Below are 23,833 nucleotides of genomic sequence, written 5' to 3' on the forward strand. Positions count from 1 at the left end.
TTCCCACGCCTGGACCGTGGTGACCGACGGCTTGGCGGTGATGGTGGCCTGCGTGGCCGCCTGCGGGGTGGCGGGCTGGGGCGTGACGGACGGCGCGGTGACGGACGGCCCGGCGGGCGCGGGGTCGGTGGCGGTGGGGCCGGCCGCCAGGGCGGTGCCCGCCAGGCCGAGGGCGAGGGTGCTGAGGGTGGCCACGGCGGCCAGGCGCAGGCGGTTCCGCTTGGAGACGATCACGGGTACCCCTTTCCGGGGGAGGTGGTTGCTCGCCCGAAGGCGTGGATGCCGCGATTCGGGCTCTGCCATCTGTGGGGACGTCCTGGGCCGCCCATCGATCATGGGCGAATTGTCACCGGATAGTAACAGTCAGCGATCAAACCGGGTCGAAAGGTGACCGGGGCGCGCTCGCTTCACAACAGTACGGAGCGCGGTCGGCAGCCATGACCGAAAGGTCGGAACTGCCCCGTAGTGAACGGCTGTTGACCAGTTCTGATTGCTGATGGCCATGAATGCGCCGATCCGCCCGGAATCCCCGAAGGTGCCCCCGACGGCCCGGTCCACAGCGGGTCCGGTTCCCGTCCGGGTGAGCGGAGCCGCACCTCCGAGGTTGCGCGGCCCGGGTGAACATCGCGCACGGGAGGCGCGGGCCGCCGTCCGGCAGGGCACGGGTGGGGGACCGAGACTCCCGTGAGAAAGGCCTGTGCCGTGGGGCGTGCACTGATCGTCGTCGATGTGCAGAAGGACTTCTGCGAGGGTGGGGCCGTTCCGGTCGGAGGCGGTGCCGGGCGGGCCCGCGCCATCGCCGAGCTCGTCGAACGCACCGCCGGCCGCGAGTACACGCACGTCGTCGCCACCCGCGACCACCACCTCGACCCGGGCGGCCACTTCTCCGACCATCCGGACTTCAAGGACTCCTTCCCCGTGCACTGCGTCGTCGGCACCGAAGGGGGCGAGTTCCACCCCGACTTCGCGCCCACGGCCGAGACGATCGTGGACGAGGTCTTCTACAAGGGCGCGCACTCCGCCTCCAAGAGCGGTTTCGAGGGCTTCACCTCGGACGGGACCGCCCTCGCGGACTGGCTGCGCGCACGGAACGTCACCGAGGTGGACGTGGTCGGCATCGCCACCGACCACTGCGTGAAGGCCACCGCGCTCGACGGCGTGCGGGCCGACTTCGCCGTCCGGGTCCTGCTCGACTACACCGCGGGCGTCGCCGCCGACACCACCGCCCGGGCCGTCGCCGAACTCGGCCGGTCCGGCGTCGAGTTGACCGGTGAGCCGGTCGTCGTCGGCTGACGGCGGGGAGGCGGGCCCGCCGTGGAGCGAGCCCGCCCGATCCACGCGGACCCGGACGCCTGAAGGCGTCCATCGAAGCCGCTGACACGCCCTCGATCGGGTGAGTTGCGGTACCCCCGGGGCAGCGGGCGGCCAGGGTAACGGCCGTGATCAACATTCGAATCCGCACGGCCGCCGGCGCGGTCGCCCTCGCCTGCGCCGTCGTGCTCACCCCCGAGAGCCTGGCCGCCGCCGCCCCCGCGGCCCAGGCCGACGCCGCCCCGTTCAGCTGTCTCGACCCCAGCGGGGAGGCGCTCTGGAGCGGCCCCCAGTGCGACGGCGTCATCGTCCACGAACTCGGCACCGAGGCCGTCGCCATCGTCCTGGACGGCCGGCGCATCGACTTCGCCGACGAGGCCGAACTGCGTGCCGACGACTGCGCCGACCGGCCCGCCGTCACCCTCCCCGCCAGCACCTTCGAGAGCATCCCGGAGGGCCCGGACCCGCTGTACGCCGCCGTGGACCGCCGGGTGGACGTACCCCGGATCACCCCCACGCCGCACTGGCGCAAGAACTGCCACCCGCTCTTCCGCTCGGACGGCCGCGACCCGTCCGTCATCTTCGAGCAGGGCTTCGCGCCGAAGGACACCGTCAACGGCCAGTACGACATCACCAGTTACGTCCTGCAGAACCAGCCCTCGCCGTTCGTCAGCACCACCTACGACCCCGAGCTGTACAAGAAGTGGAAGAAGGTGCCCTGGGACTACTTCATCGACGCCCCCGGCGGCATCGACGTCAACGCGACCATCGGCGACCAGCACCAGTACGCCGACCAGGTGGAGGTCGCGTTCCCCGGCGGCGTGGACCGGCACTTCATCAGCCGGGCCTGCCCGGTCGACCGGGCCACCGCCTCCCTGGTCGAGTCCGGCTGCGTGGACAACCCGAACTACCAGCCCTGGCTGCACTGACCCGCCGGCAGTCCGCCGCCGACCGGCCGCCCGAGGGGTGTGGCACGCCGCCACGGTACCCCTGGAAGAGGGCGGCTCGGTCGGCGTCGGCCCGCCGCGGTCACGCGCCGATCAGGGCCCGCGGGTCGAAGCCTTCGTCGTCCCAGCCGTAGGTGGAGAAGCCCCTTCCGCCGGAGAGGTGGTGGGTGAGGGCGGCGTGGGCGGTCGGGAACATCGGCAGCGGGAGCCCGTCGGCCGGGGACCAGACCGCGTCGAGGTGCTTGTCCGGCTCGGTGTTCGTCAGCTCGCCGCGCCACGCGGTGGCGAGGAACACCGACAGCAGGAACGGGTGCTCGCCGTCCCAGCCCGTGCGGACCTGGACGGTGTGCACGAGCCGCAGGTCCGCCGGCTCGACGAGCAGCCCGGTCTCCTCCCGCAGCTCGCGCGCGGCGGCCTCGTCGAGGCGCTCACCGACCTCGACCTTGCCGCCGGGGATCGTCCACGCCGTCGCCGTGATCCAGCTGTTCGCGGCGTAGTGCAGGGTCGCGACCAGGTCCCGGTCGCGGTCGTGGGCGATCACGGCCACGGCCTGGAGAAGGCTCTCCACGGTGCTGCCTCCGGGGTGGGTGAGCGGACGGTGGTCGGGGCTCGAGGAACATCCATGCCAGTGCTGGTCCTGTCCGAGCCACCGACACGGCGTCAAGCATCATCGCGCCGCCACGGCGCCACCTTCAACGGTTGGACTGTCCGTCATCCGCTTCGAGCTCGGTCGCCGGCGCCTGGTGGGTGGCCGCCCACGAGGCCAGGAGCGCCAGATTGTCAGCGGTCGGTGTGCCCGCGGGTGCTGTGTAGACGTTGAGGAGCAGGCCGGGCTCGGCGGGCAGTTCCAGGGACTCGACGTCCAGGTCGAGCCGGCCCACGATCGGATGGCGAACCCGCTTGCGGCCGGACCGGTGCAGTCGCACGTCCTGGGAAGCCCACCGCTGCCGAAACAGCTCACTGCGCGTCGACAGTTCGCCGACCAGGGCGATCAGCTCCTCGTCGTGCGGATCGCGGCCGGCTTCCATGCGTAGCTTCGCGGCCACGTCACCGACGATCTGGTCGTAGTCGACAAAGAAATCCCTGGCCGCCTCGGGGTTCAGATAGACGAACCTCGCCGTGTTCGCGGGCCGTCGCGGGTCGGCCAGCACCGGTGAGAACAGCGCGCGAGCGAGGTTGTTCGTGGCGAGCACGTCATAACGGCCGGTACTGACCCAGGCCGGTGCGTCGGAGACCGCGTCGAGCACCTGCTGCAGCGTCGAGCGCACCGTCACGGCGGGCCTACGCCGGGGTGGGCCGCCGGGCGCCCTGGATCGGCGTGCGAGGTGGAACAGGTGGTGGCGCTCGGCCTCGTCGAGTCGCAGGGCGGAGGCCAGCGCGTCCAGCACGCCATCGGAGGCACCGGCGAGGCTGCCGCGCTCCATGCGCACGTAGTAGTCGACCGACACCCCCGCCAGTAGCGCCACCTCTTCGCGGCGCAGACCTTTGACCCGACGGTTGCCGCCGTAAGCGGGCAGGCCCGCCTGCGCGGGTGCGATGCGGGCGCGACGCGAGCTGAGGAACTCCCGGATCTCGGTGCGTGGATCCATCGTGGCCGTCTCCTCACCGTAAGTCCGTTCCGCAGTCTAGGGGGTACCCGATGCGGTCGTCGCGATGCCGCCGTCCACCGGGATCACGGCGCCCGTGAGGTAGGAGCCGGCCCGGCCGGCGAGGAACACGGCGATGCCCGCCATGTCGTCGTCGCGGCCGATTCGGCGCAGAGGGGCCGCCGCCGCGATCGTGTCGCCGATGGCATCGAGTGCGGACGCCGTCATCCGCGACGGGAACACTCCCGGTGCTACCGCGTTCACCGTGACGTGCTGGGGGCCCAGCTCCCTGGCAAGCACTCTGGTGAGTTGATGGAGTGCCGCCTTGCTGCTGGCGTACGAGTAGTTGGGCGACTCGGCGACGTGGATGGCGGCGATACTGCCGATGTTGATGATCCGCGCGGGATCATCGGCGGTGCCCGCCCCGCGAAGTGCGGGGAGCAGCGCCTGCACCAGCCAGAACGGCGACTTGAGGTTGAGGTCGATCACCGCGTCCCAGGCCTCGTCCGGGAACGTCGCCAGCGGCTCGCGCCACATCGCTCCCGCGTTGTTGACGAGGATGTCCAGGCGTTCCGAGTCGCCCTTGACAAGATCGGCGAGGCGCTGACACTCGTCGTGCCTGGACAGGTCGGCGGGGATTGCCTGAACGTCGCCGAATTCGGACAGTAGACGCTGTGCCTCCGCGCACCTGTCCGCGTCGCGTGAGCTGATGACGACGCGGGCGCCCGCCTGGAGAAGGCCGCGCGCCATCATCATCCCGATGCCACTGGTGCCGCCAGTGACGAGGGCGTACTTCCCACTCAGATCGAAAAGCCCTGTGTGAGTGGTGAACTGGTTGTCCGCCATTGGTCTCCGTCCCCTTCTGTCGTGGACGAACGCGCCGACATGGTCGCGGATACGGGGCAGCTGAATCGACCTGATGGAGGTAGAGCCGCGGTGCGTGTCCATGGAGTGTTGTCGGCGCGTTCGGCTCAACCAGGTTGGCAGGCGTTTCGGACGTCTGGGAGACCCTGGTGATCCAGGTACTGTGAGAGCCCCCGATGCTCGGCGACGGCCGGGCCCGCCGGTCAGTCGATGCCTTCGATGATGCGGAAGTCGCGCTCGACGCTGCCGGAGAGGGCCACCAGCGCCTCCTGGTACGCCTCGCTCTCGTAGGCCGCGACGGCCTGTTCGAAGCTGTCGAACTCGATCAGAACGACGCGTTGCGTGATTCCGGCCTCGTGGGCGACGACCCGACCGTCAAGGGACAGGAGGCGCCCGCCCCCGGCCCGGACTGCCGGACCGGCCAGCTCCGCGTAGGCGGTCAGCCGCTCGGGGTCGGAAACGGCGGGGTAGGCGCTGACCCAGTAGCCCTTGGCCATGGAAACCTCCTGTGTTCGGCCGGGCACGTCCGACGTCGGACCGACAATCGGATCGATCGATCCCGGCATGCGCAGGCTAGGGCTTGACGGGCGGTCGAGGGAAAGACCGGTACGGACTAGGCTCAGAACGGATCGTTATCAATCGGCGGGGAGGGCGCATGGCGCCGGACACGGTGAGCCTGCGGTACTTCCTGCTGCTGGCACAGGAGTTGAACTTCACCCGCGCGGCCGCACGGATCGGTATCGCACAGCCCGCACTCAGCGCCCGGATACGCCGGTTGGAGGCGGAACTCGGGACGGCCCTGCTGGTCCGCAACACGCGCAGCGTCGAACTGACCACGGCCGGTGCGGCTTTGGCGGAGTCCGCTCCGCCCGCGCTGGCGGCGCTGGACCGGGCGTGGGACACCGCCCGGAGCGCGGCGGCCGGCGCACTGGGCACGCTGCGCATCGGATACAGCCTCAGCGCCGGGGCCGAGACGGCACCGGCCCTGGTGGACAGGCTGATTCGCGACAACAGCGGACTCGAGGTCGGCGCGGTCCCGATGGCGACACCGGAGATCTCCCCGGCGGTCGCCGACGGCCGCATCGATGCCGGGATCACCCGCGGTGAACAACCGGGCGATGGCGTACGCCGGTTCCTGCTACGGCGTTCGCGCATCGGGGTCCAGCTGGCGCAGCACCATCCGCTGGCCGAACGCGCGGAGATCGAGATCGCCGACGCGGCCGCGTACCCGCTGCGGCTCCCGGACCGTGCGGCCAACCCCGTGGTCCACGATCAGCTGTCCGCGCTGTTCCGGGACACCCGACCGCACCCCCGGTTCCACACGCCCGCTGTCGCTTTCGACCTGTCCCAGCGCGACCTGCGGGACGGGGTCACCCTCGCCCCGGCCGGAGAAGCCGCGGCCACGGTGCAACCGGCCGGTCTCACCTGGCGACCGCTGAGGGGTGCGCCCGGCCTGACGCTCCACCTGGTCCTCCCACGCGAGCAGTCGCCCCTGCACCGCCGCATCCGCGCCGTCGCCAAGGCCCTGGCACGCGAACTGCACTGGCTGCCGGACTGACGCACGGGAGGTCAAGCGAGACGGACCTCCGCGGCTGGTCGGTGCGAGGGGGTTCGGTGGTGCCGGCGTCACACCGGCCAGCCGTGGGCGGAGAGCCGGTTGCCGTGGGTGATCTCGCGGAGGGCGTGCGCGGTGTAGGGCACGGTGTCGGCCGGCAGTCCGTCGAGCGGCCACCAGCGCAGTTCCGCGCACTTGTGCGGCTCCGCGTTGCGCACCTGACCGGTGTGGCGGGCCGGGCGGAAGAACAGCTGGAGGCGGCTGTGGTCGGTGTCGAGGTGGTGCAGGGTGTGGACGAGTTCGAGGTCCTCCTCGGCGATGGTGATGCCGAGTTCCTCCTCCGCCTCGCGCGTCATGGCGCGGGTGACCGGCTCGCCCCGCTCCATGTGCCCGGCCGGGAGGTGCCACAGCCCGTTGGCGTAGCTGGTGTTGCGGCGCCGTCCGAGCAGCACCGTGCCGCCGTCGAACAGGACGAGGTGGACCCCGACGACCAGCGCGAGCGGGTCGGTACCCGGTGCCCCGGCGGCCGTGTCCGCGAGGTGGCCGGTGTGGTCGGTGGGGTCGGTGCGGTTCATGCGGTGCTCCCGGTGGACTGGTCGGCTGCGGCGGCGAGCAGGGGCAGGTAGTGGTGCAGGTAGGGCGGGACCTTGAGGCCGAGCACCTCGTCGAGGGGGACCATGCGGACGGCCAGGCCCTCGTCGCCGAGCCACAGGTCGCTGTCGGGGCCCTCCCAGACGGCGTGCAGGACGCGGGTGAGCGGGAGGCCGTGGTCGTGGTGCGGGTCGGGGAGGGGCCGCAGGCCGGTGATCTCGAGGCCGGCCTCCTCGCGGACCTCGCGCACCGCGCTCTCCCGGGCGCTCTCGTCGGCCTCCCGCCAGCCGCCGATCGGAGTCCAGTAGCCGGGCCAGGCCATGCCCGGCCTGTCTTCGCGCAGGTTCATCAGCAGTCGACCGGCGCGGTCGGTGACGAAGACCAGGACGCCCTCGAAGTCGTCGTCGGTCGGCGTGGGGCGCTCCAGGTAGAGCGGGACACCGGAGCGGTGGGCGCGCAGCACCTGCCGGAGCCGCTGGTACCGGGCGGGGGTCATCCGGGCGTGCCAGTCGTGGGCCGTCTCGAACCGCCACTCGGTGTGCTCGGCCGGATCGAGGCGGATCCGGGACTGCTGCTCGCGGGTCAGGACGCCGCCGTCGAAGACGAAGCCGCAGGCGGGGACGGGCTGCTCGGCGCCGGCCTGTTCGTGGATGACGGCGACCAGGCGCCTGCGGGCGACGGCTTCGGGGTTCTCCGCGGCGAGGTCGAGGCCCAGCTCCTCCCGGGCCTCGCGCAGGGCGGTGGTGAAGGGGGTCTCGCCGTGCTCGACGTTGCCGCCGGGGAAGTTCCACACGCCGGGGTCGACGGCGGAGCGCATCCCGAGGACGCGGCCCCGCGGGTCGGTGACCAGGAAGCAGCCGTAGGCGCTGGGTCGGGCGACGGTGGTGAGGTAGCCGCCGGCAGGCCGCCAACCGGGTACGGCCAGACGGCCGGTGAGCCACTCGATCACCGCGCGCTGCCCTTCGCCGGTCGGCGGCAGCCGCTCGGCGTCGGCCCACTGGTGGCCGTCATGGTCGGGCGAGAGGACGACCGGGGTGCCGTCCGGCACGACGGCGGTGAAGACGAACTGGCGTACGCGCAGGCCCCGTTGGCTGCTGAAGTCCAGGTGCCGCGCGTACTCCAGCGGCAGGCCGGTGAGCCCGGTCTCCTCGGCCAGTTCCCGCGCCGCCCCGGCCGGCACGGGCTCGCCGTCCTCCCGGCCGCCGCCCGGGTACTCCCACAGGCCGGGCAGGACGTCGTGCGCGGCCCGGCGGATCATCAGGATCCGGCCGGAGGCGTCGCGGACCACCACGCCGACGCCGATCCGCTCGACGCCCTCGCGGAAGGCCAGCTCGGTCAGCACCTGGAAGTCGATCACCTGGCGGACTCCTCGGACTCGCGGGCGGGCGCGGGGGACTGCTGCTGCGGCACCGCTCTCGTCAAGACGCATACCCGGAAGTCGAGTTCGGGTATGTGCCGGGGACGTCGCAGGCAACCGATGATGGAGCTGTTCGAATCCGGCGTTCAAGTGGATCGGCTCCGGGCGAGCCCAGGTCGAACGGGGACTTTTCGAGCATCCACGGCACGGGGCAGGGCAGCCTCCAACCGGCCTTGTCCCTCATGACCGGTCTCGGAACCGGTGGCATTCCCCCGTGAGGGTGAGGTCGGATCAGGCGGTTTGCCAGTGTCGGTCGAGTACACCAGGCTGAGCTCGAAGCACGAGGACTGCCGGCGAGCCCGGATCGCGCACGGATGAGTGTCCCGAGCCGCGCTGGTCCGTACGCCGGACACCCACGGACGGAAGGCTGGGCCATGCGGAAACTGGTCTACGGCATGAACCTGACCCTGGACGGCTACATCGCCGCGGCCGGCGACGACATCGCCTGGAGCGGACCGCCGAGCCCCGAGCTGTTCCAGTGGTGGCTCGACCAGGGGCGGGCAAGTGGCCTGTCGCTGTACGGGCGCAAGCTGTGGGAGACGATGAGCTCCTACTGGCCGACCGGCGACCAGCAGCCCGACGCCACCCCGGCGGAGATCGAGTTCGCCCGGAACTGGCGGGACACGCCGAAGGTGGTGTTCTCCTCGACGATCAGCGAGGTCGACTGGAACACCCGCCTGGTCACCGGCGACGCGATCGCCGAGATCACCCGGCTCAAGGCCGAGGACGGCGGCCCGATGGACATCGGCGGTGCGACGCTCGCCGGGGCGGCCATGCGCGCCGGGCTGATCGACGAGTACGTGATCGTCACCTATCCCGTCCTGGTGGGCGGCGGCACGCCGTTCTTCACCGCACTGGACAGCTGGGTGAACCTGAACCTGGTGGAGACACGGACGTTTCCCGGCGGCGTGGTCCTGACCAGGTACGAGACGAGGCGTTGAGCAGCGGCACCCACGCGCTGGTCTCGTATACGACACGGTCTATGGATGACGACATCAGCCGCGCGCCGCCGCCTGCGCGGCCGCCGCCCATCAGCGGCCGGGGTGGGCGGTCACGGTCACGGTGAGGGGCGCGGGGCCGAGGGTGGCCGCCGCGACCGGCCGGGGGCGGCTCCCCGGGACCGGGTCCAGCTGCCAGGTGGCCGAGACCGCCGCCGTCAGCAGGGCGAGTTCCGCGAGCGCGAAGTCGCCACCGGGGCAGCCGTGCACGCCGGCGGCGAAGGGGAGGTAGGCGCCGCGCGGGGGAGCGGGCTGCCGTTGCGGGTCCCAGCGGTCGGGGTCGAAGGTGCCCGGGGCGCGGTACCAGCGGGGGTCGCGGTGCAGGGCGTACGGGCTGTAGAAGATCTGGGCCCCGGGGGCGAACCGGTGGCCGCCCAGTTCCACGGTGCCGGTAGCGCGGCGGGGGAACAGCCAGATCGGCGGGTAGAGCCGGAGGGTCTCCCGGACGACGCGGTGGGTGAGGACGAGCGCAGGGAGGTCGGCCGGGTCGACGGGGCGGTCGCCGACGACCCGGCCGACCTCCTCGCGGACCCGGCGGCGCAGTTCCGGGTGGCGCGAGAGCAGGATGAACAGCCAGGCGGCGGCCGCGCCGCTGGTGTGGGAGCCGCCGATCAGCAGGGAGGTCACGTCGTCGTGGAGCTGCCGCCGGTCGGCGCCGGCCGACAGCCGGGTCAGGCCGGCGTTGTGCGGGTCCGCGTCGATGAGGGCGTCCACGACGCCGTGGATGTCGTCCAGGGCGGTGCGGTAGCGCTCCCGCTCGCGGCCGGGCAGCCGGTCGAGGAGCGCGGCGGCGGGCCCGTAGGCCCTGCGGCCCACCCCGGCGACGACGACCGGCAGGGCCCGGTGGACGACGGCGGCGAAGCCGGCGGGCAGTGGACGGCCGAAGAGGGTCGCGGCCACCACGTCGATGGTCAGTCCCGCCATCTCGGCGTTGAGGTCGAGCCGTTGGCCGTGGTGCCAGGAGGCGGCGCGGGCGGTGGCCAACTCGGCCATGGTGTCCAGGTATCCGGGCAGACGGGCGGCGCTCAGGAGGGGCTGGACGACGCGGCGACGGTCCCGGTGGTGGGCGCCGTCGGCCACGGCGACGCCGGCGCCGAACAGGGGGCGGGCCTTGGTGAAGATCTCGCCGCGGTCGAACCGCCCTCCGGGCCCGGTCAGCAGGGCCATCACCAGGTCGGGGTGGTTGAGGAGGTAGGCGGGCCGCGGGCCGATGCGGAACTCGACCACGTCCCCGTACCGGCGCTGGGCGTCCAGGAAGGCCAGCGGCGCCCTGGCCAGGCGGAGCGCGTGCCCGAGGAGCGGGAGGGCGCCCGGGGCCCGGGGCGGACGACTGCCGGTGGGGTCACCGGAGGCGTCGTCCGTGGAGGTGTCAGTGGGTGTCGGCATGGGGATCCTCTCCCGTCGTGATCGTTCCGGACCGGTACCGGGGCGTGCCCAGGCCCCACTCCAGGTGGCCCCGGGCCCAGCCGAGGAGCGCCTCGGCGCAGTGGTCGGCCTGCCGCCGCGGGCCGGGCGGCACGGCCAGCGCGCGGGTGAGGTCGGACAGTTCCCGGCGGGCCCGCGCGTGGGCGTGCAGGCGTTCCTCGAAGGCGTCCGTCACGAGGAGGGCGGCGGCGTGCCGGTCCGTGCCGCCGTGGTGGGCGGTGACGAGTACCAGGTTGTGGGGGTCGCCCTGGGCGGCCTCCTTGTCCACGGTCATCAGGTCGTTGGTCCAGCACACCAGGTCCGCCGCCGCGACGAGGAGATCCTGGAACGGACGGGAGTAGTACAGGGACGGGGGCAGGACACAGCCGTCCGTCCGCTCGACCAGGTCGAACGAGGGCATGATCGCCCCGAAGGCCCGGCGCCAGGCGGGGAACCCGTCCAGGCGCGGGACCTGGGAGGCCTGCCGGTGGGCGGCCTGCCAGACACAGGCGGACAGGTAGTCGGCCACGTGGCGGCGGAACCGCAGGGCCCAGGGGGCGGGCATGCCGTCCGAGACCCGCTCGACGATCTCCGCGAGGGCTCGTCCCACGGGCGAGGTGGGCTCGGAACCGCACGAGACGATGCCGAGCGGCTCCCGCAGGTACCCCTCCAGGAGGTCGGCGTCTCGCCCCAGTTCGCCCTCGTCGATCCGGTCGTCGAGGAGGAACAGCCAGGCCATCCACATCGCCACCAGCACGCTGTCCGGCCGGTCGGCCCGTGGATGGCACCACGCCGCCAGCAGCCCGGGGCGGATGCGTGCGAGGTTGCGCAGCTCCGCCGGGGTGTCGCAGAGGCCGGCGGCCTCGGCCCAGCGCAGAGCCTCGGCGTCGGCCGCGTCGGCGTGGGCGCCGCGGTGGGCCGTGACGTCCCGGATCGCGGATTCCCTGAGCGCGTCGGTCCTCACGCGGGCTCCTGGTCCGGCTGTTGTGCCGTCTGCTTCGGTCGGTGTGTCGTCCGGTCCGGCCGTTGTGCCGGCGGGCGTACGCCCCACATCGCGACCATGGCGTGCGCCGTGTCGACGAACCCGGGGCGGCGCAGGTGGGTCAGGGCCTCGGCCCCGTCCGCCTCCGCGAGGATCCCGGTGCGCGCCATCGCCGGCAGGAGATCGGCGATCGACAGCGCCCACGCCCGTCCCGCCGCGTTCGTCGCGGTCAGCGTCGGACAGTGCACCCGCATCCCCACCTCCACGAGCCCCAGGCCCCGCAGTGGGGCGGGGAACGACCGGGCCCAGGCCGACACGTCGCTGCCGAGGGTCGTGGCCAGGGTGGTGGTGACGGCGGTCCCGAGACGCCGTACGACCGGGTCGGGGGAGGAGGCGGCGGGGAAGAACGAGGGGTCCTCGATGTACAGGCGGCCGCCCGGCTTCAGCCAGGACGCCATGCGCCCCGGCAGCGCGGCGCGCTCGGGCAGGTGGCACAGGACGCTGCGGGCGACGACGAGGTCGAAGGTGCCGGGCGGGAACCCGTCGGTGCGCACGTCGTGCCGCAGCACGCGCAGCGCCGGGTGGCGCAGGCCCGTCAGGAAGCGGAGGTCGGTGTCGGTGGCCGTCACCTCGCCCTCGGGGTGGCGGCGGGCGAGCCACAGGGCCAAGGTCCCGGCCCCCGCCCCGATTTCCAGGCAACGAGCGTCGGCCGGCAGGTCCCAGCGCGCCAGATCACCCGTGGTCGCGGGGTCGCAGGAACCGGCCAGGGCGTCGAGACGGTCCGTCTGCGCGGGGTGGGCGAAGGCGAACACCTCCTCGCCGTACGCCGGGAGTTCACGTTCTTCCGGCGCTTCCTTCCGCATGCGATACCTCCTTTTCCCTTTTGATATGACCAACGCCTTTCGATTTGGGCCAGCAGATTTTGACCAGACCGGCGCCCTGCGATCGGACCGGCGGTTTTCCGATTGGACCAGCGTTCTCGCGTCTCCCTCTTGACGACACGCCAGGGCGCTCAGTGCGGCGCACCGGATTTCATGCTTCGCTGTGCGCGCGGGAGACAGCGGCGGGCGGCGCTGGGCCGTGGATACGGCGAGGCGGGCAGCAGATCGAACGGCCAACTCCACGCATTTCCACCGCATTCCAGCCCGAGCAAAAGAAACCCGGGTGACCGGGATGTCCGAGGAGGCGTCACATGGCCGAAACCGCCACCGAGAACCGGGTGATCGTGGTCGGATCCGGAATCGCCGGAGCGGCCGCCGCCTTCCGGCTGCGCCAGGCCGGCCGCGACGTCACCCTGCTGGAAAAGGAGGACCACGTCGGAGGCCGGATGTCCTCCCGTGAGGTTCCGGCGGGGGACGTCCGGTACCGCGTCGATCGCGGCGCGAGCTGGCTGTCCCGGAACTACGCCCCCATGATCCGGCTCCTGGAGGACGCGGGGCTGGCGACCCGCATGCTCCCGTGCTCGGACGAACTCGGCGTCCTGCGCGACGGCCGCGTGCACCGCCTCTCCCTCGTCAAGACCTCGGGACTCCTGAGCACCGGACTGCTCGGGTGGCGCGCCAAGCTCAAGGCCGTCAACCTGCTGCGCGACCTCGGGGCCGCCCGCCGCCGACTGCGCTGGGAGGACCTGTCCGGCGCCGCCGGGATCGACGGGGAGAACGCCCGGGAGCACGCCCTGCGCCGACTCGACCGGGAACTCCTGGACTACCTGATCGAGCCCCTGTGCAGCACCCAGTTCCTCGTACCCGCCGAGGAGGTCGCCGCCGTCGGCGCCTTCTGCATCATGTGGGGCACCTACGGAGCCGCGAGCTTCACCTTCGACGGTGGTGTCGGACTCCTCCCCGAACTCCTCCTCGCCACCCCCGTGATGCGCTCCCCGGGCACCCGCCTCGAACTGGGCGCCCACGTGACGGAAGTGCGGGCGGAAGGGACCGGGGTCGAGGTGGTGTGGGAGCGGGACGGCGAGGTCCGGACCGAACGGGCCCGCGCCTGCGTGGTGGCCGTACCGGCCCCGGCCGCGGCCCGGATCGTCACCACCCTCGACGCGGACCAGCGCCGGTACCTCGACGGCGTCCGGTACACCAGCGACGTCCACGTCACCTTCGGGCTGCGCCGGGCACCCGTCGAGACGGCACTGGGCGTCGCCGTACCGTGCCGGGAGCACCCGGACCTCTGCGTCGCGCTGTACGAGCACAACCTCGGCCCCGGCCGGGCACCCGTCGGCCGGGGCCTGGTCACCCTGGTCTTCCGGCACCACTGGAACACCGCCCGGATGCACCTCGACGACGAGACGGTGATCGCCGACGCCCGCAAGGCCGTGGGTGAGGCGCTGCCGGACCTGGCCGCCCACATCGACGAACACCGCGAGATGGCGGTCGTCCAGCGGTGGGAGCACGCGGTCCTGGCCCGCCCGGCCGGCGGATACCGGGACCTCGCCGCCTTCACCGCGGGCCTGGACCCGGCCTCGCCCGTCCAACTCGCCGGGGACCACTTCGCCTACAGCACCACCAACTCCTCGCTGGCCACCGGCGAACGTGCCGCCCGCCGCATCCTGGAGCTGCTCTCCGCGCGGTGAGCGGGCGCGGCGGGAACGTGAGGAAACGCGGGGGAACGCGAGAGGACCCGGGAGCGTAGCCTGCTCCCGGGCCCCTGTTTGCCGCCCAATTGCGCACACCGGCACGTTTAAGGGTCGCGGATCAGGTTGAAATCGACGCGTTCTACCTTTGAACTACCGTGCCACGGAGCGGCACAGACAGGACTTGAACCTGCATTCGTCGATATTCGTCCGCACCCGGTCGATCCGGTGTTCGGCGGCGAATGCTGAGACTGGAGCGAGAGTCTGAGATTGACAGGGCCTGCCTCTGCCTGATTGGGCTACCCCGGCCGGTGGTGCCGGAGGGAGGGCTCGAACCTCCACTGTGACCCCTGGTCAGCTTCAACGTCAGTGTCAGCTTTTCGCACCGCGCACGGGCCCACCCATCCGGCTTCCCAGGCAGGGGACTTGTCGCGCTCGGCGCACCCGCCCGGCTCCCCGGGCGGGCGATCATGAGGCTACCGGAACAGGTAGCCGAAGACGGCGTCACCCACCCGCTGGTCGGTGACCTCGACGGCGTTGGCCTCCTCGCGGGCGAACTTGACGGCCTGCTGGAGCTTCTCCACGCGCTCGGCGAGCTCGTTCACCCGGCGGGCCGGCAGCGCGCCCGAGAACTTGACCGTGGTCCAGTAGCCGACCGCGACGTCCTCGTAGTAGACCTCGACCTGGGCCGGGTGCTTCTCGGTGGCCTCGGCCTTGACGTGGTTGCGCGGCACCTTCTTCGTCCGGATGGTGCGCACCGGCTCGGTCTTCCAGGCGTCGGTGGACGGGTCGAGGTTCCAGGACTCGGAGGCGTCCAGCACCGGGAGCTTCTTCACGAAGGTGAACAGGTCGGTGAGCTGCTTCTCCAGGAAGAGCAGGTACGGCACCGGCACCCGGGAGAGGAGCACCTGGCCGTCCACCACGACGTCGGCGCGGGCGTCGATGTTGGCCCAGTCCTTGGTGGCCGTCACGTCGAAGAGCCGGGTGAGGGTGTTCGCGGTGGACCGCAGGATGTCCTCGGCCTTCAGCTGCACCCGGGTCGACTCCGGCGGCAGCTGCTCGCCCTCCTCGTCCTTGGGCTGGTAGGCGCGGGAGATCCCGGCCAGCAGCGCGGGCTTCTGCAGGTCCTGGTGGGCCTGCGTCAGCTCCTGGAAGGACTTGGACTTGACGCCCTTTTCAACGGCGATGATCTGGTTCAGCTTTGCCACGTCCGGGACGCTACCAGTCCCGGACTGATCGGCGACACCCAATTATCGACCGGGTGTTCGGCGCTCCCGCGGGCTGCCTGACCTGGCGCCATGGTGCCGGATCCGCACGAAGGTTGAGCCGATCGCCGGCCCTCATGGCCTGACGGTCGGCCCGGAGCCCATGCATCAAGTGGACTTGAGTCCAGATTAGTATTGCAGTACACATTGATGCTCTGGCGTACCGATCGGGGGATCGGCCGATGAGCGTCCTCCTCCCGGCCGGGATCGCCTCAACCGGCAGTCCTGCCACGGCGGGGCCACTCCACACCTGAAACGGACCCATGGATCCACAACGTCCATCGATCAGACAGAACACCCGCGCCCGGAAGGTTGCCGGACAGCGCGACCGACGGCCCGATGACGCGGCGACCGCGGGTGTGACGCTCCCTCACGCCCGGGCGCTCCTGCGGACCGGTTCCTTCCTGCTGTCCCTCGTGCTGCTTCTGGCCGCCCTCATCCGCCCCGCCCACGGTGCGGCAGCCGAGCCGGAAGCCGGCTACAGGGATCGACTCGCGACGGTCATATCGAATCTGCGTCAGGGGCTGCACGGAACGCCCCACGACTACACGGTCACGGTCGGCGGGACGACCACGGAGGTCAGGAACGTCGAGCTGACGGGCACCGGCATCGCACTGCTCGACATCACTCCTCTCGGGCCCGAGGGCGTGGGAGGCGTCCAGCTGATCGTGAGGGAAGCCAACTCCTACGTCATCGGATTCCACATCGACAGCCGGTACTTCTATCTCCGCAAGGACGGCGGCGCCATCGAGACGGACGGCCCTGGAACCGGTTCCCAACGGGTCGACCTCGGCTATGAGGGCAGGTACCAGGACCTGAGGAAGCTCGAAGATCCGGACTACACCGTCGCGGAGTCCGACATCGAGAGAGCCGTGCAGGCGCTTGCCTTCGCGAAACCGGCGGGTGGCAAGGAACCATACGGCACTCTGCGGGGACCGCTGGGCGTCCTCGTCGTGGCAGTGGCTGAGTCGGCCAGGAACAGGGTGGTCGAGAAAGGCGTGCTGGACGCCCTCGCCGATCCATCCGGGAAGGGGCCCTTCCCCGTACGCGACTACAAGGACCTGATCCTCGAGTGGGGCAAGATGGGGAAGGCGATCGATGCCGGCGCCACCTACAGAGTGATGGGTCCGAACGGGAAGCAATTGGTGATGAACACCGACTTCCTGCGACGGATGCTGGCCATGAAGCGCCCATGCAAGGTCGCATCCCAGCTGTCCGTCCGCGCGGGCTCGGTGTGCTCGGACGATTCCGCCGCCATCGTGTCCATGGGCGACAGCTACATCTCCGGTGAGGGCGGACGCTGGGCCGGAAACGGGGACGCCACGGGCTCCGGATCCAGCCTCGGTACCGACCGCGCCGCGACGGACTGCAGCGAGGACGTCGCCGGGGCGGAGGCCTGCCGCTACGACCTGACGAAGGTCTACGGTGACACCTCCTACCAGGGCGGCAACGGGTGCGACCGCTCGGACACGGCCGAGATCAAGGGCGCCGACCTCTACGGCGTCCCGCCGGGGAACCGCTTCAACATCGCCTGCTCCGGTGCCGAGACGAAGCACGTCCGCGGCGAGGGATTCAAGGGCGAGGCGCCGCAGGTCCAGCAGCTGCGTGAGCTGGCGAAGCAGCAGGACGTCAAGGTGATCGCGCTGTCCGTCGGCGGGAACGACCTCGACTTCTCCGGGATCCTGACGCGTTGCGCCCGGCGGTTCATGCTCGGCCAGGGCGCCTGCCACGACGGTGAGGACGGTCCGCTGAAGAGCAAGTTGGCGGGTCTTCAGGGCAGTGTCGAGGGCACGGTCGACGACATCCGCGCCGCCATGCGGGACGCAGGGTACGAGGACGGCGACTACACCCTGGTCATCCAGTCCTATCCGAGCCCGTTCCCGCAGCCCCTGGGCATGCGCGAGACCGGCGACACCTACGACCGGTACACCAAGGCGGGCTTCCCCTTCTATGACGAGGACGCCGCCTGGACCAACCGCACCGTCACCCCGGCGATCTCCGACGCCCTCAAGAAGGCCGCGGTCGCGAAGAAGGCCGTCTTTCTCGACCCGCGGTCCGCCTTCGCGGGGCACGAGCTGAACTCCAAGGACGCCAGGACGGCCGGGGTGGAGAACTCCCCTCAGTCCCCGCTGGCCGCCGACGCCGCCGAGTGGGTGCGCTGGGTCGACCACCTGCCCGGCGTGCCGAGCACCCGCAAGCAGGGCGAGGCGCAGGAGTTCGTCCACCCGAACGCCTTCGGGCAGCAGGCCCTCTCGGAGTGCCTGAGCCAGACGGTGCGGCAGCACGACGCGCACCCGCAGTACGGCACGTTCGCCTGTGACGGACGGGCCGGGGCGGCACCGGGTGCGGTGACCGTCCGGCACACCGGTCTGGAGAGCCGGGACCCGTGGGACGTGCCGAAGCTGACGGTGATGCCGCTGGGCGACTCGATCACCCAGGGCGTGGGCAGCGCCAATGACAGCCTGGGCTACCGCAAGGAGCTGTGGCAGGCGCTGAAGGACCACACCGGCAGCCTGGACTTCGTCGGCTCCCTCAAGCACGGCGACGGAGGCTTCGACGGCGATCACGAGGGCCACTCGGGCTGGCGGATCGACGAGTTGACGGACAACGCGGGCTACCGCGAGGGGGACCTCGACACCTGGCTGCCGGCGGCGAAGCCGAACGTGATCACGTTGATGGCGGGCACCAACGACCTCAACCGCGGCGCCCCGACCACACCCCAGGACGCGCGCGACCGGATGGACACCCTGCTGGGGAAGATCCACGCCATGGCGCCGGACGCGACGGTGATGCTCGGCTCGGTTCCCCCGACCGACCCCGCCACGCCGTGGGTGCGCTTCCAGCCCCTGTTCGACGCCTACAACAAGCTCCTGCCGCCGCTGGTGGACACCTGGCGGGGCAAGGGCATGAAGGTGCGCTTCGCGGACATGGGCGCCGTCACCGCGGGCGACATGAGGGGCGGCGACGGCCTGCACCCGACCCCGAGCGGCTACACGAAGATCGCCGACGCCTTCTACGAGGGTGTCGCCGCCGCGGCCGCCGACGGCTGGATCACCGAGAACGTCGCGGTCAAGCCCGCCCCGTACAGCGGGGGCGTCCTGGGCGACGGCCCGGTGGACATCGACGGTGACGGCAAGGCCGACTACCTGGTGGTCGGCGACGACGGCTCGGTGAACGTCTGGCTGAACAAGGGCACCGACATGCCCGGCGGAGGCGGCTGGAGCGCTCTCGGAAAGGTCGCCGCGGGCGTCGCGCCGGGCGGCAAGGTCCGCTTCGCGGACGTCGACGGCGACAAGCGGGCCGACTACGTCGTGGTCGGCGACAACGGTTCGCTGGACGCGTGGCTCAACAACGGAGGCGACACCGGCGAGCGCGGCTGGACCGAACTCGGCCAGGTCGCCACCGGTGTCGGTCTGCCGAGCAAGTACGTGTGGCTGGGCGACATCGACGGGGACAAGAAGGTCGACTACCTCGCCAGCAAGGGCGGTGGGGTTTTCGACCAGTGCATGCTGTTCAACCGGGGCGGTGACGGGCGCGGCGGCTGGGAGGAGCCGGTCCCGAAGGAGTCCTCCTGCGACCGAGGCCCCGATGAACTCCCGGACTCCACCTCGTACTTCACGGACTTCGACGGCGACGGCAAGGCCGACCACCTGGAGGTGATGCCGGACGGCCGGGTCATGTGCTGGGCGGGTACCGGGAAGGGAGGCTTCCGCAGCGGCGGCACGGTGGCCGCAGGTGTCGCCCCGGCCGCGAAGGTACGACTCGCCGACTTCGACGGTGACGGGAAGGCCGACTACCTCGTCCTGGAGGACGACGGCTCGGTGAGCGTCTGGCTGAACAAGGGTGGTGACGGGTACGGAGGCTGGGAGGCCATCGGCCGGGTCGCTGCCGGCGTCGCCCCGAGTGGGAAGGTGCGCTTCGCCGATGTCAACGGCGACCGACGCGCCGACTACCTGGTCGTGGAGGACGACGGCTCGGTCAAGGCGTGGATCAACAACGGCGGTGACGGGCACGGTGGTTGGCGGGAACTCGGGCAGATCGCCGCGGGCGTCGCCCCCCGCGACAACGTGCGGTTCGCCGACTTCGACGGCGACGGCAGGGACGACTACCTCGTCCTGGCGGACGACGGCGCGATGAGGGTCTGGCTCAACCATGGCGGCGACGCCCCGGGCTGGATCGAAGCCGGCCGGATCGCCGCCGGTGTGGCTCCGGCCAACCGGGTCCGGATCTGACCCCTCCGCCACGACGACCACGACGACCATGACGGCCCCGGCACGGTACCGCCCGTGCCGGGGCCGTTGTCGTGCCGCCGCCCGCCGGGTGGCATCAGCGCTCCGGCGCCGGGCATGTATCAGGGGTTGTCCGGCATCGGGCCGTGACGATCCGGAACCGGCCCCGGACTCGGCCGGGGCGGGTACGAAGGAGCGGCGGCCATGGGCGAACCGGACGGCAGGACGGCACTGGTGACGGGCGGGTCGCGCGGGATCGGGCGGGCGGTCGCGCTGCGGCTCGCCGCCGACGGGGCGCTGGTCGCGGTGCACTACGGCGGCAACGAGGAGGCCGCCGCGGAGACCGTGGAGCTGATCGCCAAGTCCGGCGGCCGGGCGTTCGCGGTGCGGGCCCGGTTCGGTACCAGCGGCGCGCTGGACGAACTGTTCGAGGGCCTCACGGCCGGGCTGGCGGAGCACGGCGAGGACGGCCTGGACGTCCTGGTGAACAACGCGGGCGTCCACCTGGCCGGTTCGATCGGGCAGATCACCGAGGAGGAGTTCGACCGGGTGATGGCGATCAACGTCCGCACGCCGGTCTTCGTGATCCAGCGGGCCCTGCCGCTGCTGCGGGACGGCGGGCGGATCGTGAACGTGGCCTCGGCCGCTGCCCGGATCGGCTCGCCCCTCCAGATCGGCTACAGCGTCAGCAAGACGGCGCTGGTGGCCCTCGCCGCGCCCCTCGCCAACGAGCTCGGCCGGCGCGGGATCACCGTGAACACCGTCAACCCCGGCGTGATCCTCACCGACATGACCTCCGCGTGGACGAGCGCCCCGGAGGCGATGGCCGGACTGGAGTCCATCACCGCCCTGGGCCGGATCGGCCTGCCGGAGGACGTCGCGGACGTCGTGGGCTTCCTCGCCGGCCCGCAGGGCCGCTGGGTGACCGGCCAGACCATCGACGCCTCCGGCGGCACCTACCTCGGCCCGATCCCACCGGCGTGACCGGGACCGGGCCCCTTCGGGGACGTCAGGGCTGTCCTGTCACCTGGGCGGGTGAGGGGCGGTCCGTTCGTAGACGGCCCCTCCGGGGATGAACCATCCTGCCTTCTTCCGGACGGCCGGGCTCGGGTCCTGCGCGGAGGACCTGCGCAAGGCGGCGACGGCTCGGGCATCGGTGTGGGCGAACTTGCCGACGAGCTCGGCGGCCATCGCCCTGGCCCGCGGGTCGGGGTCGGAGGCCAGGTGCCGCAGCGCTGGTTCGAGGACCCGGTCCGCGCCCGGTGCGCACGTGTCCCCCTTGCACCGGTCGCACGCCAGGGCGTGGAACGCGGCGATCCTGACCCGGGCGTCGGGATCGTCGGCCATGGTGATGAGCTCGCCCATGGACTCGGTATCGACCAGGTGGTCCAGAAGCCGGCAGCAGCCTTCCCGTACGGCTGCGTTCTCGTGGGACAGGCCGGCGCGGATGGCACCGAGCGCGTCCTCCGTGCGCCGCAGCAGCTCCCGGTAGGCCGCTACGGCACGTTGCGGGTCGCCCAGGCACGAGACGAGGGCTTCGTTGTCGGTCCTGACGAATCCGAGCATGGGCTCAGTGTCGAACCACGCGAGGCGGCCGGGCAAAGGGATTTCGCCTCGGGGGAGGGGCCGCCGGGCTCAGTGGAGGGGCTGCTGGAAGAGGACTTCCGGGTACGCCGCCGACGGGCGGTCGAGCAGCCGCTGGGGGATGCCCTTCAGCTGCAGGTCGAAGAAGGCGCCGACGTAGGACCGGGTGATCTTCTCGGCGCGCAGTGGGGCGAGCATGGCCTCGGGGTCGGGCAGGCCCGCGCGGGCGCCGATGAGTGGTGCGTCGGTGAAGCTGCCGTGGTCGGAGCCGGTCACGGACAGCCAGCGCTTCCAGCCGTCCGTGCGGGCCCAGGCCTCGTTCCAGGTGGTGTCCCAGCCCGAGGGGTTGTGGACGGACTGGGTGCCGAGAAGGAGGAAGGGCCGTCCGTCCAGGCCGCCGGCGGGGAACGGGTCGAAGAACTTGCCGTCCATGTTGACGCCGGCGCGGATCCGCTGGTCGGCGGACATCGTGCTGGCCGCGGAGTTGCCGCCGATGGAGTGCCCGGCCATGCCGATCCGGTCCCGGTCGATCATGCGGGCGTGCGGCCAGGCGGGGCGGGGGCCGGTCAGCTGGTCGAGGACGAAGGAGATGTCCTTGGCCCGGCTCGGGGGGACGGCCGCGATCCTGTCGTCGTTCAGGTCCTGGCAGACGGCGCAGGTCAGGGTGCGCCCGTCCGGGAAGGTGGTGCCGGAGGTCTCGTAGGTGTGGTCGACGGCGGCGACGACGTACCCGCGGCTGGCCAGGTCCTCGGCGAGGCCGGTGAGGGTGCCGCGGGGGAGCGTGAACCCGGGGGAGAGGACGACGAGCGGGTACCTGCCCGGCGCCGGGCGCGCGTCGGTGCGGGCCCACGGGTGGAGGCCGGTGGCCGCCTCGGGCGGTATGGTGCCGCCCGGCACCTGGAAGTCCAGTAGCAGCCGGGCCTCCTCGGCGGTCAGGTACGGGGTCGCCGGACCGCCCGTCCCGGGACGGGCCGGGTAGTACATCGACACCATCAACTGCCGCGCCCCCGCGGCCGGCACCCACGGGTCCGGGCGGTCCCGGTCGACGAGGTGCAGTGTGCTGCGGCCGACGGCCTGCGACCCCGTCGGCCGGGGCAGGTCGAGCTCTGCGGCGGACACCTCCGCCGAGGCGGCGGCGGGAGCGGCGCCGGGCCCGGGCGCCGCGAGCGCCGAACTCGCCCCGGCGATCGGTAGCGGCAGGACGAGGGCGAGCACGGCGGCCACGGCGGTGCGACGGAGTCTGGTCATGTGAGAAACGGTAGGTCGCGAACTCCGATCCGACCTCGCCGTGAAGACTGAGACACCGTCATCTCCGCGGTGTAGCAACGCATCACCTCCGCGGATGACAGGAGCCCGCGATTCCCGGCCGTACGGCGGACAACCGGGAAGCGGGCGTACTGCGCATGCCGTACCCCGGCAGCTGCGGGGAGGACACAGGCCGAGTGCTCGGGGCTTGACGCCGCCCGGAGGCGGCCGCGGCGCCGGTAGGACCAGCTGGCGCTTCTCGTCCGTCACGGTGGGGGGAGCGGCTCTCCTCGGGAGGAGCCGATGAGCGGGGCGTTGCGGACGGCGGTGTCCAGTCGTCTCATCCTGGCCGTGGCGAGTGCCGCCACCGCTTCTGCGGCGGGCGACAGTTCGGCGTTCGGCGGGTGCACCACGGCGAACGTCTCGTGGAGCGGGGGCGACAGCGGGGCCCAGTGCAGCCCCGGCGGCACGCGCTCGGCCAGCCCGTGCAGCACGCCGCGCCAGGTGACCGTGTCGGCCAGGCCGGTCGCCGCGATCTCCAGCGCCGTCTCCGTCTCCTCCACTTCGATCCTCGGGTGCAGCGAGCCGCCCACCGCCTGCACGCCGGCCAGCAGGTGCCGGCGGGTGGAGTCCTCCTGGCGCCAGCTCACATCGGGCAGGACCAGCTGCGCCGCGGCGAGTTGCGCCGGTGTGACGGGGGCGGAGGCCCGCGCCGCATCGGCGCTGACGTAGACCAGTTCGTCCCGCATCACCCGGCGGGCCGTCACGTCCGCACCGCCGAAGGGCAGGGCGACCACGGCGACTTCCAGCGCGCCGCGGCGGAGCTGTTCCAGCACCGGGACGGAGTGGGGCCCGACGAGTTCGACCCGTAGTCCGGGGTGCCGTGTCAGGACATCGGCCACCAGATGACTGCCGAGGTAGTGGCGCGCGGTGCGGAACACGCCGAGGCGGACGGTTCCGGTCAGCACCTGGCGGACCGAGGCGACCGCCCGGCCGGCCGCGTCGACCGCGGCCAGTGCGGCGGTGGCGTGGGGCTGGAGTGCTCGGGCGGCCTCGGTGGGGACCAGGCCCCGGCCCACCCGGCGGAACAGTCTGGTGTCGAGGTGCTTCTCCAGCAGACGCACCTGTTCGGAGATCGACGGCTGTGCGTAGCCCAGCGCGGCCGCGGCGGCCGTGAACGAGCCGTGCTCCAGCGTGGCCTGGAAGCAGCGCAGCTGCTGGAGCGTGATCAAGGAATCTCCTGTGGATACGACAGGAAAGCAAGGCTACCTCGATGGATC

At 71.8% G+C, this 23,833-nt stretch carries 20 protein-coding genes and 1 pseudogene; 7 read left to right on the plus strand and 14 right to left on the minus strand.

Going from position 1 to position 23,833, the window contains the following annotated elements; genetic code table 11:
• Window positions 1-234 (minus strand): annotated as a pseudogene (locus tag AE652_RS46050) (hypothetical protein); the annotation flags it as partial.
• Window positions 235-702: 468 nt separating this feature from the next.
• On the opposite strand from AE652_RS46050, the gene AE652_RS01040 reads away from it, so the two are divergent.
• Window positions 703-1,293, plus strand: a complete 591-nt coding sequence (locus tag AE652_RS01040; RefSeq protein WP_049649126.1) for an isochorismatase family protein — start codon at window positions 703-705, stop codon at window positions 1,291-1,293.
• A 146-nt stretch (window positions 1,294-1,439) separates the two neighbouring features.
• Window positions 1,440-2,240, plus strand: coding sequence for an ADP-ribosyltransferase (locus AE652_RS49400; protein ID WP_053111926.1), 801 nt, complete (start codon window positions 1,440-1,442; stop codon window positions 2,238-2,240).
• Between the two features lie 100 nt (window positions 2,241-2,340).
• On the opposite strand, the gene AE652_RS01050 is transcribed toward AE652_RS49400, so the two are convergent.
• From AE652_RS01050 to AE652_RS01065, 4 genes are all read right to left on the minus strand, one after another.
• Complete coding sequence (locus AE652_RS01050) at window positions 2,341-2,826, minus strand: NUDIX domain-containing protein (protein WP_049649127.1); 486 nt, start codon at window positions 2,824-2,826, stop codon at window positions 2,341-2,343.
• Window positions 2,827-2,950: 124 nt separating this feature from the next.
• Window positions 2,951-3,847, minus strand: coding sequence for a helix-turn-helix transcriptional regulator (locus AE652_RS01055; protein WP_049649128.1), 897 nt, complete (start codon window positions 3,845-3,847; stop codon window positions 2,951-2,953).
• Between the two features lie 36 nt (window positions 3,848-3,883).
• Window positions 3,884-4,690 carry an SDR family oxidoreductase gene (locus AE652_RS01060; protein ID WP_049649129.1) on the minus strand — a complete coding sequence of 269 codons (807 nt, stop codon included), beginning with the start codon at window positions 4,688-4,690 and terminating at the stop codon, window positions 3,884-3,886.
• 221 nt (window positions 4,691-4,911) lie between these two features.
• Window positions 4,912-5,205 (minus strand): DUF1330 domain-containing protein, encoded by a 294-nt coding sequence (locus tag AE652_RS01065; protein WP_049649130.1) that lies wholly within the window; start codon window positions 5,203-5,205, stop codon window positions 4,912-4,914.
• Window positions 5,206-5,363: 158 nt separating this feature from the next.
• Here AE652_RS01065 and AE652_RS01070 point away from each other — a divergent pair, with 158 nt between their 5' ends.
• Complete coding sequence (locus AE652_RS01070; protein ID WP_049649131.1) at window positions 5,364-6,266, plus strand: LysR family transcriptional regulator; 903 nt, start codon at window positions 5,364-5,366, stop codon at window positions 6,264-6,266.
• A 68-nt stretch (window positions 6,267-6,334) separates the two neighbouring features.
• Here AE652_RS01070 and AE652_RS01075 read toward each other — a convergent pair whose 3' ends face one another.
• Together AE652_RS01075 and AE652_RS01080 are read right to left on the minus strand one after the other, a co-directional pair.
• A complete protein-coding gene (locus AE652_RS01075; protein WP_082345143.1) occupies window positions 6,335-6,838 on the minus strand; it encodes an NUDIX domain-containing protein in 504 nt (167 codons plus the stop codon).
• Window positions 6,835-8,211, minus strand: a complete 1,377-nt coding sequence (locus AE652_RS01080; protein WP_049649132.1) for an NUDIX hydrolase — start codon at window positions 8,209-8,211, stop codon at window positions 6,835-6,837. Before AE652_RS01080 ends, AE652_RS01075 begins: the two co-directional genes overlap by 4 nt.
• A 434-nt stretch (window positions 8,212-8,645) precedes the next feature.
• On the opposite strand from AE652_RS01080, the gene AE652_RS01085 reads away from it, so the two are divergent.
• Window positions 8,646-9,212, plus strand: a complete 567-nt coding sequence (locus AE652_RS01085) for a dihydrofolate reductase family protein (RefSeq protein WP_049649133.1) — start codon at window positions 8,646-8,648, stop codon at window positions 9,210-9,212.
• Window positions 9,213-9,302: 90 nt separating this feature from the next.
• On the opposite strand, the gene AE652_RS01090 is transcribed toward AE652_RS01085, so the two are convergent.
• From AE652_RS01090 to AE652_RS01100, 3 genes are read right to left on the minus strand one after another with little or no spacing between them, the layout of a single operon-like run.
• The gene (locus AE652_RS01090) at window positions 9,303-10,655 is read right to left on the minus strand and encodes a cytochrome P450 (RefSeq protein ID WP_049649134.1); all 1,353 of its coding nucleotides are present in this window, start codon (window positions 10,653-10,655) and stop codon (window positions 9,303-9,305) included.
• A complete protein-coding gene (locus tag AE652_RS01095; RefSeq protein WP_049649135.1) occupies window positions 10,639-11,637 on the minus strand; it encodes a terpene synthase family protein in 999 nt (332 codons plus the stop codon). Before AE652_RS01095 ends, AE652_RS01090 begins: the two co-directional genes overlap by 17 nt.
• Entirely contained in the window at window positions 11,634-12,518 is an 885-nt protein-coding gene (locus tag AE652_RS01100) for a class I SAM-dependent methyltransferase (protein ID WP_049649136.1), read from the minus strand. Before AE652_RS01100 ends, AE652_RS01095 begins: the two co-directional genes overlap by 4 nt.
• A 329-nt stretch (window positions 12,519-12,847) precedes the next feature.
• Between AE652_RS01100 and AE652_RS01105 the strand changes: the two genes are divergently transcribed.
• On the plus strand, window positions 12,848-14,230 hold the full coding sequence (locus tag AE652_RS01105; RefSeq protein WP_049649137.1) for an NAD(P)/FAD-dependent oxidoreductase: 1,383 nt from the start codon (window positions 12,848-12,850) through the stop codon (window positions 14,228-14,230).
• 476 nt (window positions 14,231-14,706) lie between these two features.
• Here AE652_RS01105 and AE652_RS01110 read toward each other — a convergent pair whose 3' ends face one another.
• Window positions 14,707-15,438, minus strand: coding sequence for a hypothetical protein (locus AE652_RS01110; RefSeq protein WP_049649138.1), 732 nt, complete (start codon window positions 15,436-15,438; stop codon window positions 14,707-14,709).
• 416 nt (window positions 15,439-15,854) lie between these two features.
• On the opposite strand from AE652_RS01110, the gene AE652_RS42950 reads away from it, so the two are divergent.
• Together AE652_RS42950 and AE652_RS01120 are read left to right on the plus strand one after the other, a co-directional pair.
• Window positions 15,855-19,727 (plus strand): FG-GAP-like repeat-containing protein, encoded by a 3,873-nt coding sequence (locus AE652_RS42950; protein ID WP_053111927.1) that lies wholly within the window; start codon window positions 15,855-15,857, stop codon window positions 19,725-19,727.
• A 201-nt stretch (window positions 19,728-19,928) separates the two neighbouring features.
• Window positions 19,929-20,708 carry an SDR family NAD(P)-dependent oxidoreductase gene (locus tag AE652_RS01120; RefSeq protein WP_049649139.1) on the plus strand — a complete coding sequence of 260 codons (780 nt, stop codon included), beginning with the start codon at window positions 19,929-19,931 and terminating at the stop codon, window positions 20,706-20,708.
• Window positions 20,709-20,747: 39 nt separating this feature from the next.
• Here the strand turns inward: AE652_RS01120 and AE652_RS01125 are convergent, their stop codons facing one another.
• From AE652_RS01125 to AE652_RS01135, 3 genes are all read right to left on the minus strand, one after another.
• Window positions 20,748-21,290: a HEAT repeat domain-containing protein gene (locus AE652_RS01125; RefSeq protein WP_049649152.1), complete on the minus strand. Its 543-nt coding sequence runs from the start codon at window positions 21,288-21,290 to the stop codon at window positions 20,748-20,750.
• Between the two features lie 69 nt (window positions 21,291-21,359).
• Complete coding sequence (locus AE652_RS01130) at window positions 21,360-22,556, minus strand: acetylhydrolase (protein ID WP_049649140.1); 1,197 nt, start codon at window positions 22,554-22,556, stop codon at window positions 21,360-21,362.
• Window positions 22,557-22,819: 263 nt separating this feature from the next.
• Window positions 22,820-23,785 (minus strand): LysR family transcriptional regulator, encoded by a 966-nt coding sequence (locus AE652_RS01135; RefSeq protein WP_049649141.1) that lies wholly within the window; start codon window positions 23,783-23,785, stop codon window positions 22,820-22,822.
• Window positions 23,786-23,833: the final 48 nt, after the last annotated feature.

Origin of the sequence: Kitasatospora sp. MY 5-36, from assembly GCF_001182915.1 — a bacterium.
In the GTDB taxonomy this organism is placed as follows: Bacteria; Actinomycetota; Actinomycetes; order Streptomycetales; family Streptomycetaceae; genus Kitasatospora.

Bases quoted from the DNA above. Each gene is read 5' to 3' on its own strand.
- AE652_RS01055 (WP_049649128.1), bottom strand. From the start codon at position 3,847: ATGGATCCACGCACCGAGATCCGGGAGTTCCTCAGCTCGCGTCGCGCC.
- AE652_RS01060 (WP_049649129.1), bottom strand. From the start codon at position 4,690: ATGGCGGACAACCAGTTCACCACTCACACAGGGCTTTTCGATCTGAGT.
- AE652_RS01065 (WP_049649130.1), bottom strand. From the start codon at position 5,205: ATGGCCAAGGGCTACTGGGTCAGCGCCTACCCCGCCGTTTCCGACCCC.
- AE652_RS01070 (WP_049649131.1), top strand. From the start codon at position 5,364: ATGGCGCCGGACACGGTGAGCCTGCGGTACTTCCTGCTGCTGGCACAG.
- AE652_RS01075 (WP_082345143.1), bottom strand. From the start codon at position 6,838: ATGAACCGCACCGACCCCACCGACCACACCGGCCACCTCGCGGACACG.
- AE652_RS01085 (WP_049649133.1), top strand. From the start codon at position 8,646: ATGCGGAAACTGGTCTACGGCATGAACCTGACCCTGGACGGCTACATC.
- AE652_RS01090 (WP_049649134.1), bottom strand. From the start codon at position 10,655: ATGCCGACACCCACTGACACCTCCACGGACGACGCCTCCGGTGACCCC.
- AE652_RS01100 (WP_049649136.1), bottom strand. From the start codon at position 12,518: ATGCGGAAGGAAGCGCCGGAAGAACGTGAACTCCCGGCGTACGGCGAG.
- AE652_RS01105 (WP_049649137.1), top strand. From the start codon at position 12,848: ATGGCCGAAACCGCCACCGAGAACCGGGTGATCGTGGTCGGATCCGGA.
- AE652_RS01120 (WP_049649139.1), top strand. From the start codon at position 19,929: ATGGGCGAACCGGACGGCAGGACGGCACTGGTGACGGGCGGGTCGCGC.
- AE652_RS01125 (WP_049649152.1), bottom strand. From the start codon at position 21,290: ATGCTCGGATTCGTCAGGACCGACAACGAAGCCCTCGTCTCGTGCCTG.
- AE652_RS01130 (WP_049649140.1), bottom strand. From the start codon at position 22,556: ATGACCAGACTCCGTCGCACCGCCGTGGCCGCCGTGCTCGCCCTCGTC.